This is a genomic window from Allosphingosinicella sp., assembly GCF_036403745.1.
In the GTDB taxonomy this organism is placed as follows: Bacteria; Pseudomonadota; Alphaproteobacteria; order Sphingomonadales; family Sphingomonadaceae; genus Allosphingosinicella.
The window spans coordinates 1-14,287 of sequence record NZ_DASWQI010000058.1 but is presented as its reverse complement, the minus strand read 5'-3'; the positions used below and the strand labels follow the sequence as shown (position 1 = coordinate 14,287).

General features: G+C 69.1%; 17 protein-coding genes and 2 tRNA genes. 4 read left to right on the top strand and 15 right to left on the bottom strand.

All coding sequences use genetic code 11. From position 1 onward, the window contains the following. Positions 1 to 7 precede the first annotated feature (7 nt). From VGC56_RS11160 to ccmC, 7 genes are all read right to left on the bottom strand, one after another. Positions 8 to 691, bottom strand: a complete 684-nt coding sequence (locus tag VGC56_RS11160; protein WP_464125036.1) for a tetratricopeptide repeat protein — start codon at positions 689 to 691, stop codon at positions 8 to 10. Continuing rightward, positions 691 to 1,116 carry a cytochrome c-type biogenesis protein gene (locus tag VGC56_RS11155; protein ID WP_464124980.1) on the bottom strand — a complete coding sequence of 142 codons (426 nt, stop codon included), beginning with the start codon at positions 1,114 to 1,116 and terminating at the stop codon, positions 691 to 693. Before VGC56_RS11155 ends, VGC56_RS11160 begins: the two co-directional genes overlap by 1 nt. Before the next feature lie 101 nt (positions 1,117 to 1,217). After that, the gene (locus VGC56_RS11150; RefSeq protein WP_464124979.1) at positions 1,218 to 1,745 is read right to left on the bottom strand and encodes a DsbE family thiol:disulfide interchange protein; all 528 of its coding nucleotides are present in this window, start codon (positions 1,743 to 1,745) and stop codon (positions 1,218 to 1,220) included. Then, on the bottom strand, positions 1,742 to 3,757 hold the full coding sequence (locus VGC56_RS11145) for a heme lyase CcmF/NrfE family subunit (protein WP_464124978.1): 2,016 nt from the start codon (positions 3,755 to 3,757) through the stop codon (positions 1,742 to 1,744). The genes VGC56_RS11150 and VGC56_RS11145 overlap by 4 nt, the downstream gene beginning before the upstream one ends. Further along, positions 3,754 to 4,194, bottom strand: a complete 441-nt coding sequence (gene ccmE / locus VGC56_RS11140; protein ID WP_464124977.1) for a cytochrome c maturation protein CcmE — start codon at positions 4,192 to 4,194, stop codon at positions 3,754 to 3,756. The genes VGC56_RS11145 and ccmE overlap by 4 nt, the downstream gene beginning before the upstream one ends. Continuing rightward, complete coding sequence (locus VGC56_RS11135; RefSeq protein WP_464124976.1) at positions 4,191 to 4,322, bottom strand: hypothetical protein; 132 nt, start codon at positions 4,320 to 4,322, stop codon at positions 4,191 to 4,193. Before VGC56_RS11135 ends, ccmE begins: the two co-directional genes overlap by 4 nt. Next, positions 4,319 to 5,032: a heme ABC transporter permease CcmC gene (gene ccmC, locus VGC56_RS11130; RefSeq protein ID WP_464124975.1), complete on the bottom strand. Its 714-nt coding sequence runs from the start codon at positions 5,030 to 5,032 to the stop codon at positions 4,319 to 4,321. Before ccmC ends, VGC56_RS11135 begins: the two co-directional genes overlap by 4 nt. A gap of 93 nt (positions 5,033 to 5,125) precedes the next feature. On the opposite strand from ccmC, the gene VGC56_RS11125 reads away from it, so the two are divergent. Then, positions 5,126 to 6,028 carry a DMT family transporter gene (locus VGC56_RS11125; RefSeq protein ID WP_464124974.1) on the top strand — a complete coding sequence of 301 codons (903 nt, stop codon included), beginning with the start codon at positions 5,126 to 5,128 and terminating at the stop codon, positions 6,026 to 6,028. A gap of 8 nt (positions 6,029 to 6,036) precedes the next feature. Here the strand turns inward: VGC56_RS11125 and VGC56_RS11120 are convergent, their stop codons facing one another. The 3 genes from VGC56_RS11120 to VGC56_RS11110 form a co-directional block, all read right to left on the bottom strand. Next, positions 6,037 to 7,086 (bottom strand): Glu/Leu/Phe/Val dehydrogenase family protein, encoded by a 1,050-nt coding sequence (locus VGC56_RS11120; protein WP_464124973.1) that lies wholly within the window; start codon positions 7,084 to 7,086, stop codon positions 6,037 to 6,039. 34 nt (positions 7,087 to 7,120) lie between these two features. Further along, a tRNA-His gene (locus VGC56_RS11115) sits at positions 7,121 to 7,197 on the bottom strand. A 53-nt stretch (positions 7,198 to 7,250) separates the two neighbouring features. Beyond that, entirely contained in the window at positions 7,251 to 8,642 is a 1,392-nt protein-coding gene (locus VGC56_RS11110; protein ID WP_464124972.1) for an MATE family efflux transporter, read from the bottom strand. A 572-nt stretch (positions 8,643 to 9,214) separates the two neighbouring features. Here VGC56_RS11110 and VGC56_RS11105 point away from each other — a divergent pair. Further along, the gene (locus VGC56_RS11105; protein ID WP_464124971.1) at positions 9,215 to 9,361 is read left to right on the top strand and encodes a hypothetical protein; all 147 of its coding nucleotides are present in this window, start codon (positions 9,215 to 9,217) and stop codon (positions 9,359 to 9,361) included. 118 nt (positions 9,362 to 9,479) lie between these two features. Here VGC56_RS11105 and VGC56_RS11100 read toward each other — a convergent pair whose 3' ends face one another. Next, complete coding sequence (locus VGC56_RS11100) at positions 9,480 to 9,767, bottom strand: hypothetical protein (protein WP_464124970.1); 288 nt, start codon at positions 9,765 to 9,767, stop codon at positions 9,480 to 9,482. Positions 9,768 to 9,909: 142 nt separating this feature from the next. Here VGC56_RS11100 and VGC56_RS11095 point away from each other — a divergent pair, with 142 nt between their 5' ends. After that, the gene (locus VGC56_RS11095) at positions 9,910 to 10,896 is read left to right on the top strand and encodes an LLM class flavin-dependent oxidoreductase (RefSeq protein ID WP_464124969.1); all 987 of its coding nucleotides are present in this window, start codon (positions 9,910 to 9,912) and stop codon (positions 10,894 to 10,896) included. 148 nt (positions 10,897 to 11,044) lie between these two features. Here the strand turns inward: VGC56_RS11095 and VGC56_RS11090 are convergent, their stop codons facing one another. Beyond that, entirely contained in the window at positions 11,045 to 11,407 is a 363-nt protein-coding gene (locus VGC56_RS11090; protein ID WP_464124968.1) for an MmcQ/YjbR family DNA-binding protein, read from the bottom strand. Between the two features lie 77 nt (positions 11,408 to 11,484). Between VGC56_RS11090 and VGC56_RS11085 the strand changes: the two genes are divergently transcribed. After that, positions 11,485 to 11,673, top strand: coding sequence for a hypothetical protein (locus VGC56_RS11085; protein WP_464124967.1), 189 nt, complete (start codon positions 11,485 to 11,487; stop codon positions 11,671 to 11,673). A gap of 20 nt (positions 11,674 to 11,693) precedes the next feature. On the opposite strand, the gene VGC56_RS11080 is transcribed toward VGC56_RS11085, so the two are convergent. The 3 genes from VGC56_RS11080 to lon all read right to left on the bottom strand — a co-directional run. Then, positions 11,694 to 11,768 (bottom strand) — tRNA-Val (locus tag VGC56_RS11080). Between the two features lie 81 nt (positions 11,769 to 11,849). After that, on the bottom strand, positions 11,850 to 12,125 hold the full coding sequence (locus tag VGC56_RS11075) for an HU family DNA-binding protein (RefSeq protein WP_464124966.1): 276 nt from the start codon (positions 12,123 to 12,125) through the stop codon (positions 11,850 to 11,852). A 283-nt stretch (positions 12,126 to 12,408) separates the two neighbouring features. Continuing rightward, positions 12,409 to 14,287: endopeptidase La (lon, locus tag VGC56_RS11070; protein WP_464124965.1), on the bottom strand; the 1,879-nt coding region annotated here is incomplete at its 5' end.

The following is a 14,287-nucleotide window of genomic DNA, read 5'->3' as shown; positions in this document are numbered from 1 at the left end:
CGCGCGCTCAGCGCTGCACCTGTCCCCCGGGTGCCGTCCCCTCCCCCATCTGGGCCCGCTGCATCGCCGCCACCGCCCTCGCCCGCTCGATGAGGTCGATTTGCGCCTGCACCTGCGCGCGCCATTTCGCCGTCGGCGAAGAGGTGGCCAGGAGGTCGCGCCAGATTCGCTCCGCCTCGTCGAGGTGGCCGCCCTGGGCCAGCGACAGGCCGTAGAAGAAGCGGGGCGCCGGGTGGTCTGGAGCCAGTACGGCGGCACGACGGTAAGCCATCTCGGCGGCCGGACTCATCAGGCCGTTGCCGTGGAGAACGAGCGCGTTGCCGTAGCCGATCCACAGGAAGGCGTTGTTGGGGTGGCCGCGCAATGCCGAGCGGAGGAGCTGGGCCGCCCCCTGGGTGTCGCCGGCGCGGAGGTAGGAATCCGAAAGCGTGAGCCAGGAATCGGCGACGTCGAAACGGCCGAGCATCTCTTGCCGCATCGCGCTGAACGAGGAGTCCGCCGCCGCCGCCTCGCGTTCGGCCGGGAGGCGCCGCTGGCCGGCAAGGTCCGGATGCCCCTGCCAGGCATAGCCGGCGCAGGCGAAGAGGATGCCCGCTGCGAGCAGCTGCAGCCCGGCCTTGCCCGGCCGGACGAAGAACCACAAAGCGCCGAAAGCCAGCGCGGCGAGCAAGGCGAGGATGATCCAGCCCATCACCTTGCGCGCCTCCGAAAGCGGCCGCGGGCGAGGAACAGGCCGAGCGCCAGCAGGATGAGCGGCGCGCCCCATAAGGGCCAGGTCAGCGGCTCGACCGGCGGCTTGTAGCTCACCCACTCGCCGTAGCGGGCGACGAGCCAGCGGCGGATATCCTCCGGCTTCTCGCCGGCCTTGATCCGCTCGCGCACCAGCGCCCGCATGTCGCCGGCCATGTCGGCATTCGAATCGGCGATCGACTGGCCCTGGCAGACGAGGCAGCGCAGCGTCTCCATCAGCCCCTTCGCGTCCGCCTCCTGCCGCGGGTCGGGGAGTTGGGTGTAGGCGTAGGGCGAGGACGGCAGCGTCGGCTGTGCGGGGACGGAACCGGCGGCAACGAGCAGCGCCACGGCGAAAATCCTCCCCGGCACGGGGAGGGGGACCATGCGTAGCATGGTGGAGGGGCTGCTCAGGACTCCGTGCCAGCCCCTCCACCGCCGTTCCGGCGGTCCCCCTCCCCGTTCCGGGGAGGATTTACTCCCAAACTTCACTGCGCGTCCCTCCAGGCGCGGTAGAGTTCGTCGACCTCCTCGCCCTCGATGGCGCCGATATGCTGGAGGCGGATCACGCCCTTGCCGTCGACGAGGAAGGTTTCCGGCACGCCCGACGAGCCGAGGGCGAACTGGACGCGGGTGTGGGGATCGTCGCCGATCCGCTCGAACGGATCGCCATATTGCGCGAGGAAGCCGGCGACGTCCTCGCGCCGGTCGCGCACGACCACGGCGTCGATCGGCACGCCGCGCTGCTTCAGGGTGGCGAGCGCCGGCGCCTCGACCCGACAGGGAATGCACCAGCTGGCGAAGACGTTGACGAGCCGCGGCCGGCCACGCTTCAGGTCCGCGCTGGCAAGGCCGGAATGGTTCGGCTGAGACGGCGCCAGCGCGAAGTCGGGCATTGGCTGGCCGACGAGGCGGGAATGGATGGTGGGATCGGACGGGTTGCGCAGCGCCAGCGCGGCGACGATTACGAGGACCGCGAAGACGGCGAGCGGGATCCAGAGCAGGCTGCGCCTCATGCCCGGGCCTCCACGACCTGCCGCCGCGTGCGGCGCTCGCGCCACAGCCGGCCGACGAGGGCGAGGAAGCCGCCGAGCGCGACCAGGAACCCTCCGAGCCAGATCAGGGTCACAAACGGCTTCCACCACAGCCGCAGCTGCCAGCGGCCGCTCTCGTCCGATTTGCCGAGCACGGTGTAGAGCTGGCCGTCGAGCACCGTCTCGATCGCCGTCTCGTTGGTCTCGGTCGGCGGCGCGCTGAACATGCGCGACTGGGGATGAAGGACGAGCAGCCTGCCCCCGCGCCGCGCCTCGAGCCGCGCCTCCACCGCCGTCCAGTTTGGACCGGCGATCGGCTCGACCCCCGCGAACCGAATTTGGTACGGTCCGACGGCGATCGTCTCGCCGACGCGGGCGGCGACGAGCTTCTCCTTGGTGAAGGCGCTCTCACACGCCATTCCCGCCAGGCTGACGGCGATGCCGAGGTGGGCGATCACCATGCCGTAGAGGAAGAGCGGCGTACGGCGCAGGTTTCGCTTCCAGAGCGGCGCAACGCTCGCCGCGCCCACCCCGAATGCGAGGACCAGGCCGAGCAGCGGGAGGATGCCGATACCGGGGGCGAGGATCACCACCAAAGCCACCGCCGCCAAGGTCGCCGCCGCGGGGAGGATCAGCCGGCGCGCCGCCTCCTTCAGCCGGTCGCGGCGCCACCGCAGCAGCGGCCCCATCGCCATCGCCACGACCAGCAGGAGCGCGAGCGGCCCGGCGGCGGTGTTGAAATAGGGCGGGCCGACCGAGACCTTCACCCCCAGCGACTCCGTCACCAGCGGGTAGAGGGTGCCGATGAGGACGAGGCCGAGCAGTACGGTCAGCAGCAGGTTGTTGAGGACGAGTGCGCCTTCGCGGCTGACCGGCTCGAACTGGCTCCCTTCCTTCACCGTCCCCACCCGCAGGCCGAAGAGGGTGAGCGCGCCGCCGATGTACAGGGCGAGGAGGATCAGGATGAAGGCGCCGCGCCTCGGGTCCACCGCAAAGGCGTGGACGCTGGTCAATATGCCGGAGCGGACCAGGAAGGTGCCGATCATCGACATGGAGAAGGCCACCACGGCGAGCATCACCGTCCACGCCCTGAGGCTGTCGCGGGTGGCGAGGACGGTGACGGAATGGAGCAGCGCCGTCGCCGCCAGCCACGGCATCAGCGACGCGTTCTCGACCGGGTCCCAGAACCACCAGCCGCCCCAGCCCAATTCGTAATAAGCCCAATAGGAGCCGGCGGTGATGCCGACGGTGAGGAAGATCCACGCCGCGAGCACCCACGGCCGCATCGCCCGCGCGAAGGCGGGGCCGACGTCGCGCGTGATCAGCGCCCCGACCGCGAAGGAGAAGGCGATCGAGATGCCGACATAGCCGAAATAGAGGGTCGGCGGGTGGAAGGCCAAACCGGGGTCCTGCAGCAGCGGATTGAGGCCGTTCCCCTCCATCGGCGCCGGCACCAAGCGGCGGAACGGGTTCGAGGCGAACAGGAGGAAGGCGTAGAAGCCGAGACCGATCGTCGCCTGCGCCGCGAGGGTCGCGAGGAGGGTCCGCTCGTCGAGCCGGCGCTCGAGGATGGCGACGGCGGCGCCGGCCACGGCGAGCACCGTCACCCACAAAAGCATCGAGCCTTCGTGGTTCCCCCACGCGCCGGCGAATTTGTACAGCCACGGCTTCATCGAATGGCTGTTCGCCGCGACCAGCTCGACCGAGAGGTCGGTGCGCAGGAACAGCTGGATGAGAAGCAGGAATGCGGCACAGGCGAAGACCGCCTGGGCGATGGCGATGGGCCGGACGAGGCGGGCCAGCTCCGAGGCGGCCGGTTCGTCCGTGGAGACGCTGTAGCCGGTGGGCGACACCGTTTCATGATGCGGACCTTCAACCGCGCCGGTCGGCGCGGCGGGGAGCCAATGCCGCACCGCGCTCGCGCCCACGATCAGCTGTAGGAGGGAAAAGGCCGCCGCGAGCCAGAGGGCGGCGAGACCGGCTTCGGCGATCATTTGAGGCTCTTCGAACGGTGCTCGCCCTTCGCGGCGTCGAGCACCGGCGGGCGGTAATTCTCGTCATGCTTGGCGAGGATCTCGGTCGCCACGAACTGCCCGCCCGGGTCGAAACGCCCTTCAGCCACCACGCCGCTCTTTTCCTTGAACAGGTCGGGGACGATGCCGCGGTAGCGGACGGGGATGGTGTGCGGCGTCTCGTCGCCGACGATGAACTCGATGGTGACTCCGTCGCTCATCCGCCGGATCGAGCCTGCCTGCACCATGCCGCCGATGCGGACGGCGCGGCCCGTGGGCACGCCTTGCCGGGCGACGTCGCCGGGCGTGTAGAAATAGGCGGCCTGGTCCTTCAGCGCCGACATGGCGAGCAGCACCGCCGCCGCTACCGCCGCCGCGGCGAGGAGGATGAGGACGAGGCGCTGGTTCTTGCGCTTCACCGCTCGCCCCTCAGCGCATCGGCGTCCTTCTCGGCGCGGCGCATCGCGGCGTAGCTCGCGGCGACAAGCCCGAGCGTGCCGACGAGGGCAATCCCATAGGCGGCGGCGATGAACGGCCAGTGCGTCACGCCGCCATCCGCCTCAGCCGCGCTTCCAGCTTCTGGCGGGCCAGCGCGGCGCGCATCCGCATCAGCACGATCGCGCCGAACAGCAGGGTGAAGCCGATGGCCGAGCCCAGCAGCGGCCACAGCATCGAGGCGTCGATGCTGGTGCCGGTGACGCCGATCGACTGGCCCTGGTGCAGCGAGCGCCACCACAGAACGGAATAATGGATCACCGGCAGGTTCACAGCCCCGACCAGGCCGAAGATCGCCGCCAGACGCCCCTCCCCGCCCCGCTCGCGCTCCGCCTCGGCGAGCGCGATCCAGCCGATGTAGAGGAAGAGGAGGACGAGCATCGAGGTCATCCGCCCGTCCCACTGCCACCACGTCCCCCATGTCGGACGCCCCCACAGCGAGCCGGTGGCGAGACAGATGGCGGTGAAGACCGCGCCCGGCACGGCGATCGCCCGCGCCGCCACGGCGCCGAGCGGGTGGCGCCAGACGAGCTGCATCAGACAGGCCGCGGCAAGCCCCGCCCAGCCGCCCATGCCGAGCCACGCCGCCGGGACATGGACGTACATGATGCGGACGCTGTCGCCCTGGAGATAGTCCCGCGGCGCCAGCAGCAGCCCGTCCGCAAGGGCGCCCGCCACGGCGAGCGCGCCGAACCATCCGAGCCACAGGGTCAGCGGTCGGGCGAGCTTCAGGAAGCGGGCGGGATTGGCAAATGCGTGCATGGAATGGGCCGGTTCTAGCCGAGGGGTGCGGCGGCTCAAAGCCGTAGCTGCACGTATATGGCTTTTTCCCGCTCCGCCCGCCACTAGGCCGGAATGGACCGCCCCCCGCAGAGACGGCTGCTCGGCATCGCGCTCAGGATCGGCGCCGCGAGCTGCTTCGGCTGCATGGGCGGGATGATCAAGCTCGGCTACCAGGCCGGCGCCGGGACGACGGAGCTGGCTTTCTACCGCTTCCTGTTCGGCCTCGTTCCTTTGCTGGCCTGGATCGGGTCGACCGGCAACCGAAGCGTGTGGCGGACGCAGCGGCCGACGGCGCATGTCTGGCGCGCGATCCTCGGCCTCACCACCATGGTGCTGACCTTCAGCGCCCTCTCGTATCTGCCGCTCGCCGAAGCGACGACCATCGCGTTCGCCGCGCCCTTGTTCGCCGTCATCCTCTCCGCAGTGGCCCTGAAGGAGCAGGTCGGCCGCCACCGCTGGAGCGCCGTCGCACTTGGCCTGCTCGGCGTCCTCCTCGTCATGCAGCCGCACGGGGCGCGCTTCCCGCCGCTCGGCCTCGCGTTGGCCGTCACCGCCGCGCTCGGCGTCGGCGCGGTCACCATCACCCTGCGCCAGATCGGCCGTACCGAAGGAACGCAGACGATCGTCCTGTGGTTCACCTGCCTCTCGCTGCTCGGCGTCGGGCTGTTCATGCCCTTCTACGGCCATGGCCACGAGGGACGGACGTGGCTGATCTTCCTGGCGCTGGGCGGGTTCGGCGGCCTCGGGCAGCTGCTGATGACGGCGTCGCTGCGCTATGCCCCCGTCTCCGCGGTGGTGCCGTTCGACTATGTCCAGCTGCTCTGGGCGGTGCTGCTCGGCTGGCTGCTGTTCGGCGACCGGCCGGCCACGACGACCTGGGCCGGTGCCGCCGTCATCGTCGCCAGCGGCCTCTACACCCTCTACCGCGAGCATGTGCTCGGGCGGGAGAAGGCGCGGCTGGACCCGCCGCTCTAGCTCTAGCTCTAGCCCCGCCCGATCAGCCGCATCGCCATGGCGTCGGCGACCTCGGCGGGGTTGCGGCCGGTCTCGCTGCTCTCGCGCCAGATATGGTCGAGCCGCTCCGGAATCTGCTCGATGCGGCCGCGGACCGTCGCCTGGTCGCCGTCCTTCAGATATTCGGTGGCGACGTTGATGATGCCGCCGGCGTTGATGACATAGTCCGGCGCATAGAGGATGCCGCGCTGGTGGACCCGCTGGCCGTCCGCCGGCGTCGCGAGCTGGTTGTTGGCGCCCCCCGCCACCACCGGGACCTTGAGCGCGGCGATGCTCTCCTCGGTGAGGATCGCGCCCAGGGCGTTGGGACTGAGGATGTCGGCTTCGAGGGTCATGATCGCGTCCGCGGGGACGACATTGCCGCCGACCTCGTCCGCGACCTTCTGCGCCCGCGCCTCGTCGATGTCGGCGATGCTGATCCGGGCGCCGTCCTTCGCGGCGAGACGAGCGAGGCCGCCGGCGACGCTGCCCGCGCCCTGGATGGCGATGTGGAGGCCGGACAGGCTGTCCTTGCCGAGCGCGCGGCGAGCGGCGGCGCGGACGCCGAGATAGACGCCGTAGCTGGTGTGCGGGCCAGGATCGCCGCCGACGGCGCCTTCCTCGACCGGCAGGCCGGAGACGAAGCGTGTCTGCTTCGACACCGCGACCAGATCGGGTACGCCGACGCCGACATCCTCGGCGGTCACGTAGGCGCCCCCCAGGCCCTCGACCGCACGACCGTAGGCGGCGAGCATCTCGGGCGTCTTGGTGCGGGCTTCGTCGGCGAGGATCACGCCCTTGCCCCCGCCCAGTGCCAAACCGGCCATGGCGTTCTTGAAGCTCATCCCGCGCGACAGGCGGAGGCCGTCGCGCACCGCGTCGGCGTTCTCGGCGTAGTGCCAGAAGCGGACCCCGCCGGCGCCGGGGCCGAGATGGGTGGAGTGGACGGCGATGACGGCGCGGAGGCCGGAGGCGCGGTTGGTGACGAAGTGGACGATCTCATGATCGTCGAAATCGGGATAGTCCCAGGGGGAATTCATGAGGGTCCTGCGTCCTGAAAAAGCGGGGCGCAGGTGGGGCGACCGACGGGACTTGAACCCGCGACCCTCGGTACCACAAACCGATGCTCTAACCAACTGAGCTACGATCGCCACGCAATGCGCCTGAGGTGCGGCGCGCACATAGGGGCCCCCCGGCCCCAGCGTCAAGCGGCGCGGTCGACGAGCCCGATCCGCTCCCGCCGCACCCAGCGCACCAGCATCAAGGCCGCGACCACCGCCAGGCCGGTGGCGAGGCCGACCCAGATGCCGACACCGTCCCAATGCAGCCCGAAGGCGAGGCCGACGCCGGTCGCCAGCCCCACCACCCAATAGCCGAAGGCGGCGTAGAGCATCGGCACCTTGGTGTCGTGGAGGCCGCGCAGCATCCCGGCCCCCACCGCCTGCGCGCCGTCGAAGATCTGGAACAAGGCGGCGATGAACAGGAACGAGACGGCGAGGCGGATGACCTCGGCATTGGCGGGATCGCGCGGATCGAGGAACAGGCCTACGAGCGCGTGCGGCATCGCGTAGATGACCAAAGCCATCGCCGCCATGAACGACACGCCGAGCACCCACGCAGTCCAGCCGGCGCGGGCGATCCCCTCCCGGTCGCGGCGCCCGTAGGCGAGCCCGACCCGCACCGTCACCGCCTGGGCCAGGCCCAATGGCACCATGAAGGTGAAGGCGGCGATCTGGATGGCGACGGCGTGGGCGGCGATCGAGGCGGCGCCGATCAGCCCCATCAGGAACACCGCCGCGTTGAAGATGGTGATCTCCAGCCCCAGCGTCACCGCGATCGGCCCGCCCAATTTCCAGACCTGCCGGAAGCGCTGCCAGTCGGCCCGCCACCACCGCCCGAACAGCCGATAGCGGCGGAAGCGGCGATGGGTGGTCACCACCACTGCCATGCCGAGGAACATGAACAGGTTGGCGCAGGTGCTGCCGATGCCGGCGCCGGTGAGGCCGAGCGCCGGAAGGCCCCAATGACCGAGGATCAGCCCGTAATTGAGGAAGGCGTTGAAGGCGACGCCGCTGAGCCCAATCACCAGCGACCAGACCGGCCGCTCCAGCGCCGACACGAACGATCGCAGGATCAGGTAGAAGAGCGAGGGCAGCATCGCCCACATGATCGGCCGCACGAGCTGCTGCGCCCCCGCCGCCAGCGCCGGCTCCTGCCCGAGCGCGAGGAGGATCGCGCGCGTGTTCCAGAGCACGATCCAGACCGGCACGCACATCGCCACCGCCGACCACATCGCCTGCCGCACCGTGCGGCGCACGTCGCGAACGCTGTGGCGGCGCTCGCCCAGTTCCTTCGCGATCATCGGCGCGGCCGCTGTGACGAGGCCCATCCCGAAGATCAGAAACGCGATGTAGAGGTTCATGCCGAGCGTGCCCGCCGCGAGCGTGCGCGACCCCGCCCAGCCGAGCAGCACCACGTCCGTCGAGCTGATCAGGGTCGACGTGACGTTGGTCAGCACCAGCGGCCAGGCAAGCGCCACCGTCGCGCGAAGCTCCTCGCGCCAGAGGCGGGCATCGGGACGGCGCTCCTGAAGCATGAGGGGCCCGTAGCGGCTGCGGGCGCGGAGCGGAACCGGCAAGCTGCGCGGCAGTGCGGCTGACCGGCGCGAACGCTCCGTATGGCGTGCGGCTGCGGGGTGCGAACCGGGTGGCAACCGTGCAACTGCCGGGTGCTAACCGGGTCGCTACCGTGCGGCTTCCGGGCCGCTGCCGGGTCGCCACCGTGCCGCTATCGGTCCGGAACCCGCACCGCTCCCCAGCGTGGTGTCCATCCCGCGACGGCAAAACGGAGCCGACGGGAGGCGCGGAAGTTTCGAAGTTTCGTGGTTCTAAAAAAAACTGTCGATCAAACCGGCCCCACCGATCGATTTTGTCGATCAATGCGGCGGCGCCATCGGCGGCGCGACTCGCGAGGCGAAGCCCGATTGCCATGCGGGGAGTAGATCATGGAGCGGCCTGTGTAGGAAAGTTCTTTCTTCGTTCCCCCAAAAGAGAATGGGGCCGCTTCTCGCCGCTGGGGCGTTTGCAACGAAGACCCGAAGCGCGGAGCAGGTGCTTGACCTCGGCCTCGCCCCGGGGCGAAATGGGCGCGAAGGCAAGAGGAGCGGCGATGTCGCTTGATGATGAGATCATTGAAACTCCCGAAGGTCCGATGACCTGGGCGCAGTGGAAAAAGAAAAATCCCGTTCAAATTCCCTCGCGCCGCACGAAAGGGAAAAAGCTCCCGCTAAAGGTCAAACGCTTCACGGAGAAATGACGCCGGTATTCGGCACGCCGGCACTCATTGAGCGGGGACAGTCACAGTGACTGTCGCCTTCTGGAGTGACCGACGTCCCTTCGGCCGCAGGGAAGGCTGCAGGCGGCGCCGCGCCGGATTATGGCTGCGCGGCCCGGACGCGGCGGACGGTCGCCCGCTTCCATTCATCCCGGCTTGGGAACATCTGTCCGTCCGGCTCCTCCACCCGGCCGTCGGGCTGCAGCACCGCGAGAGGCGCGTGCTGGCCGTGGTTCACGCCGGCGACCGTCACCGGCGCCAGCCCCTCCGATGTCGCCGCCCAGCCGACGACGTTGACCTGCACCGCCTCGAACTGATCCTCATTGAGGCGCGGGACCAGGAGGTAGGGCCCGGGCGTCGCCGGCATCAGGGCATCGATCGACGACATTCGTTTTCTCCCGCAGCCCCCGCCTGGCGCTTGGGCAAGCGATGCTCATGACCGCAGAAGTCTTGCCTTAGCGCTAACGACGCGACGGCCGCTGAGCCGCAGCGGGTTTCACCGGGCGCCTTGCATCCCCATGTGGGAGCGCATGATCCCCTTCTCCATCCTCGACCTTGCCCCGATCGTCGAAGGCGCCGACGCCGGGGCGGCCTTCCGCAATGCGCTCGACCTTGCCCGGCATGGCGAGCGGCTCGGCTACAGGCGATATTGGATGGCCGAGCATCATTCGATGCCGGGGATCGCCAGCGCGGCGACCGCCGTCGGGCTGGCTTATGTCGGCGCCGGGACCTCAACGATCCGGATCGGGGCGGGCGGGATCATGCTGCCGAACCACGCGCCGCTGGTCATCGCCGAGCAATTCGGGACGCTGGAGTCGCTTTTCCCGGGACGGGTGGACCTCGGCCTCGGACGGGCGCCGGGGACGGACCGGGCCGCGGCCTATGCGCTGCGCCGCAACCTCGCCTCGGACGAGAACCAGTTCCCGCGCGATGTCGTCGAGCTGATGGACTATTTCCGCGCCGCCCCGGGCGACGGGCGGCAGGTTCGGGCAATCCCCGGCGAAAGCCTCGACATCCCGGTGTGGATTCTCGGATCGAGCCTGTTCGGGGCGCAGCTCGCGGCGCATCTCGGCCTGCCCTACGCCTTTGCGTCGCACTTCGCGCCGGCGCAGATGGAGGAGGCGGTGGCCGTCTACCGTCACCGGTTCCAGCCTTCGAAGCAGCTCGACAAGCCTTATGTGATGCTCGGCTTCAACGCCTTCGCCGCCGACACGGACGAGGAGGCGCAGCTGTTCGCCACCTCGGTGCAGCAGGCGTTCGTCGCACTTCGCACCGGGCATCCGACCAAGCTGCCGCCGCCGGTTCGCAATTATGCGGAAACGCTGCCGGCCAGCGCCCGCGCCATCCTCGACCAGGTGCTGACCTGCTCGGCGATCGGCTCGGCGGCGACGGTGCGTGCGGCGATCGAGGCCTTCGTGAACGGCACGGGGGCGGACGAATTGATGATCACGTCGCAGATCTACGATCATGAAGCACGGCTGCGGTCGTACAAGATCGTCGCCGAGGCGATGGGATAAGCCCTCGTCCTCCCCGTCGCGCAGCGGTGGGGAGGGGGACCGCCCGCAGGGTGGTGGAGGGGCCTTCTCGGTCTCGGCAAGGCCCCTCCACCATGCTTCGCATGGTTCCCCTCCCCATTGCCTGCGGCAAGAGGGAGGACTGGCGGCGTCAGCGCGCGTCGAGTTCCTTGACGAGCTTGCGGGGGGCCTGGGCGCGGTAGCTTTCCTCGACACACTCCTTGAGCTGGTCGAGCGGCGGGATCTCGTCTTCGGCCGGCGTGAAGGTCACCCAACCCGATTTGCCGAGGCCGTAGGGCGTCGGCGCGGCGAAGGGCAGGTCGAGCGCGGCCTCGCCGGTGTAGGGACGCTTGCAGCCGAGGCGGAATGCGTCGTCCGTCGACAGATAGGCGAAGGTCTTGTCATTGACGGCGAGGTCGTCATGTCCCTCCCACGGCGATTTGGAATGGGCGCCAGGCAAGGTGAGGCCCCACGCCCGCAATGCGTCGATCGCCGCCTTCGCCCGTCCGCTCATCCTGTCCTCCCTGCTCTCGCCGGAACCGGCGCGGCCCCCCCCGCTTCTACCACGGACACGAACGAGGACGTGAGCCCATGGACGACAAGGCCAAGATCAGCACCGGCCCCAACGAGAGGGCGCGCAACGAAACCATCGCCGGCACCGGGCCGGGTATTCCCGACGAGGCGCTCTCGCCGGGCGAGGAGCTGCCGGACATGCCGAGCGAAGAGGAGGTGGCGCGGATGGCGAAGAAGCTCGGCGCCGCCACGGGCGACCGTCACTAGGCCTTCGGATGGAAGAGGCGTGGTGGGCGCGGTAGGGATTGAACCTACGACCCCACCCGTGTGAAGGGTGTGCTCTACCACTGAGCTACGCGCCCACGCCTGGAAGCTGCCGCCCCGGCGGGGCTGCGCGAAGGGGTCCTTAATTCGGGCCGTCCAACCTGTCCAGCGGGCGCCGGTCAGCGCGCGACCGAATCCTTGAGGACCTTGCCGGCACGGAATTTGGGCTGGGTGGATTCCTTGATGTCCATCGGTTCGCCGGTGCGGGGGTTCCGGCCCGTCGAGGCCTTGCGCTTCGAGCAGGAGAAGGTGCCGAAGCCGACCAGTCGGACCTCGTCGCCCCGCTTCAGCGCGCCGGTGATCGTGTCGAACACGCTCTCCACCGCCCGCGAGGCTTCGCCCCGGCTGAGCCCTGTCGTGTCGGCAACCGCGCCGATCAGCTCCTGCTTGTTCATCGATTCCGGACCCCTGTTGGCGAGTCGCTTGGGCGACGCACCGGCGCATCTAAAAACCGGAGCGCCAAGCGAGTCAAAAGGAAAGCGTGGTGCGCGTGGGCAGAGGCGGGACACACCTTGCCTCCCATCGCGAGATGGGGAGGGGGACCAGCGGAGCTGGTGGAGGGGTATCCACCATTCAGGCGCTGGTCGTAACCGAATCGCCGCAGCGCTTCGAAACACCCCTCCACCACCTTCGGTGGTCCCCCTCCCCATCCTCGCGGATGGGGAGGCAAGAGGGGCGTCAATGCCGGAGCGGCACTTCGCCCGCGTCGGGCGTGGGGACGGCAGCGAGGTCGTCGGCCTCGCTCCAGTCGATCGGGACGAGCGGCGTGGTGAGGGCGCGGCGGAGGACCTCGTCGACATGGGCGACGGGGACGATCTCGAGGCCGTCGCGGATCGCGGCGGGTATCTCGACCAGGTCCTTCTCGTTCTCGGCCGGGATCAGCACCGTCTTGATGCCGCCGCGCAGCGCCGCGAGCAGCTTTTCCTTCAAGCCGCCGATGGGGAGCACGCGGCCGCGCAGGGTGACCTCGCCCGTCATGGCGACGTCGCGGCGGACAGGGATGCCGGTCAGCGTCGAGATGATCGCGGTGACCATGCCGACGCCGGCGGACGGGCCGTCCTTGGGCACGGCGCCTTCGGGCAAATGGACGTGGATGTCCTTGCGCCCGAAGATGCTCGGCTTGACGCCGTAGCTGGGCGAGCGCGCCTTCACGAAGGAGAAGGCTGCCTGCACCGATTCCTGCATCACCTCGCCGAGCTTGCCGGTCGTCTTGATCTGGCCCTTGCCGGGAACGGTGACCGCCTCGATGGTCAGCAATTCGCCGCCGACCTCGGTCCAGGCGAGACCGGTGACGGCGCCGACCTGATCCTCCTCCTCGCCCATGCCGTGGCGATGGCGGCGGACGCCGGAGAAATCGGCGATGTTCTCGGCGGTGAGCTCGATCTTCTCCGCCTTGCCCTCAAGGATCTGGCGCAGCACCTTGCGCGCGACCTTGGCGATCTCACGCTCAAGCGTGCGGACGCCGGCCTCGCGGGTGTAATGCTGGATGAGGCTCCTGAGGCCGCTCTCGGCGAAGATCAGCTCGCCGTCCTTCAGGCCGTGGCTCTCGATCTGCTTGGGAATGAGGTGGCGGATCGCGATCTCGACCTTCTCGTCCTCCGTATAGCCTTCGAGCCGGATGATCTCCATGCGGTCGAGCAAGGGCTGCGGCATGTCCATCGTATTCGCGGTGGTGACGAACATGACGTCCGACAGATCGTAGTCGATCTCCAGATAATGGTCCTGGAACTTCGAATTCTGCTCCGGGTCGAGCACCTCCAGCAGCGCCGAAGCGGGATCGCCGCGGAAATCCTGGCCGAGCTTGTCGATCTCGTCGAGCAGGAAGAGCGGGTTGGACGAGCCGGCCTTGCGGAGGTTCGACACGATCTTGCCGGGCAGCGACCCGATATAGGTGCGGCGGTGGCCGCGGATCTCGGCTTCGTCGCGGACGCCGCCCAGCGACTGGCGCACGAACTCGCGCCCCGTCGCCTTGGCGATCGAGCGGCCGAGCGAGGTCTTGCCGACGCCCGGGGGGCCGACGAGGCAGAGGATCGGGCCCTTCAGCTTGTTGGTGCGGGCCTGGACGGCGAGATATTCGACGATCCGGTCCTTGACCTTCTCGAGGCCGTAATGGTCCTCGTCGAGGATCTGCTGGGCCTCGGCGATGTCCTTCTTGACCTTGGACTTCTTGCCCCAGGGGAGGCCGAGCAGGACGTCGAGATAGTTGCGGCTGACCGTCGCCTCGGCCGACATCGGCGCCATCGCCTTGAGCTTCTTCAACTCCGACGTCGCCTTCGTACGCGCTTCCTTCGACAGCTTGGTCTTGGCGATCTTGCGGGCGAGCTCGGCGAGCTCGTCGCCCTCCCCTTCGTCGCCTTCGTTGCCAAGCTCGCGCTGGATCGCCTTCAGCTGCTCGTTCAGATAATATTCGCGCTGGGTCTTCTCCATCTGGCGCTTGACGCGCGAGCGGATGCGCTTCTCGACCTGCAGCACGCCGAGCTCGCCCTCCATGAAGGCGAACACCATTTCGAGCCGCCGCACGGCATTGAGTTCGGCGAGCAGCGCCTGCTTGTCCGAC

Coding starts and splice junctions, on each gene's coding strand:
- VGC56_RS11075 (WP_464124966.1), bottom strand. CDS start 12,125: ATGAACAAGCAGGAGCTGATCGGCGCGGTTGCCGACACGACAGGGCTC.
- VGC56_RS11155 (WP_464124980.1), bottom strand. CDS start 1,116: ATGGTCCCCCTCCCCGTGCCGGGGAGGATTTTCGCCGTGGCGCTGCTC.
- VGC56_RS11085 (WP_464124967.1), top strand. CDS start 11,485: ATGGACGACAAGGCCAAGATCAGCACCGGCCCCAACGAGAGGGCGCGC.
- VGC56_RS11160 (WP_464125036.1), bottom strand. CDS start 691: ATGGGCTGGATCATCCTCGCCTTGCTCGCCGCGCTGGCTTTCGGCGCT.
- VGC56_RS11125 (WP_464124974.1), top strand. CDS start 5,126: ATGGACCGCCCCCCGCAGAGACGGCTGCTCGGCATCGCGCTCAGGATC.
- VGC56_RS11150 (WP_464124979.1), bottom strand. CDS start 1,745: ATGAGGCGCAGCCTGCTCTGGATCCCGCTCGCCGTCTTCGCGGTCCTC.
- ccmC (WP_464124975.1), bottom strand. CDS start 5,032: ATGCACGCATTTGCCAATCCCGCCCGCTTCCTGAAGCTCGCCCGACCG.
- VGC56_RS11145 (WP_464124978.1), bottom strand. CDS start 3,757: ATGATCGCCGAAGCCGGTCTCGCCGCCCTCTGGCTCGCGGCGGCCTTT.
- VGC56_RS11105 (WP_464124971.1), top strand. CDS start 9,215: ATGTCGCTTGATGATGAGATCATTGAAACTCCCGAAGGTCCGATGACC.
- VGC56_RS11090 (WP_464124968.1), bottom strand. CDS start 11,407: ATGAGCGGACGGGCGAAGGCGGCGATCGACGCATTGCGGGCGTGGGGC.
- VGC56_RS11120 (WP_464124973.1), bottom strand. CDS start 7,086: ATGAATTCCCCCTGGGACTATCCCGATTTCGACGATCATGAGATCGTC.
- VGC56_RS11095 (WP_464124969.1), top strand. CDS start 9,910: ATGATCCCCTTCTCCATCCTCGACCTTGCCCCGATCGTCGAAGGCGCC.
- VGC56_RS11110 (WP_464124972.1), bottom strand. CDS start 8,642: ATGCTTCAGGAGCGCCGTCCCGATGCCCGCCTCTGGCGCGAGGAGCTT.
- VGC56_RS11100 (WP_464124970.1), bottom strand. CDS start 9,767: ATGTCGTCGATCGATGCCCTGATGCCGGCGACGCCCGGGCCCTACCTC.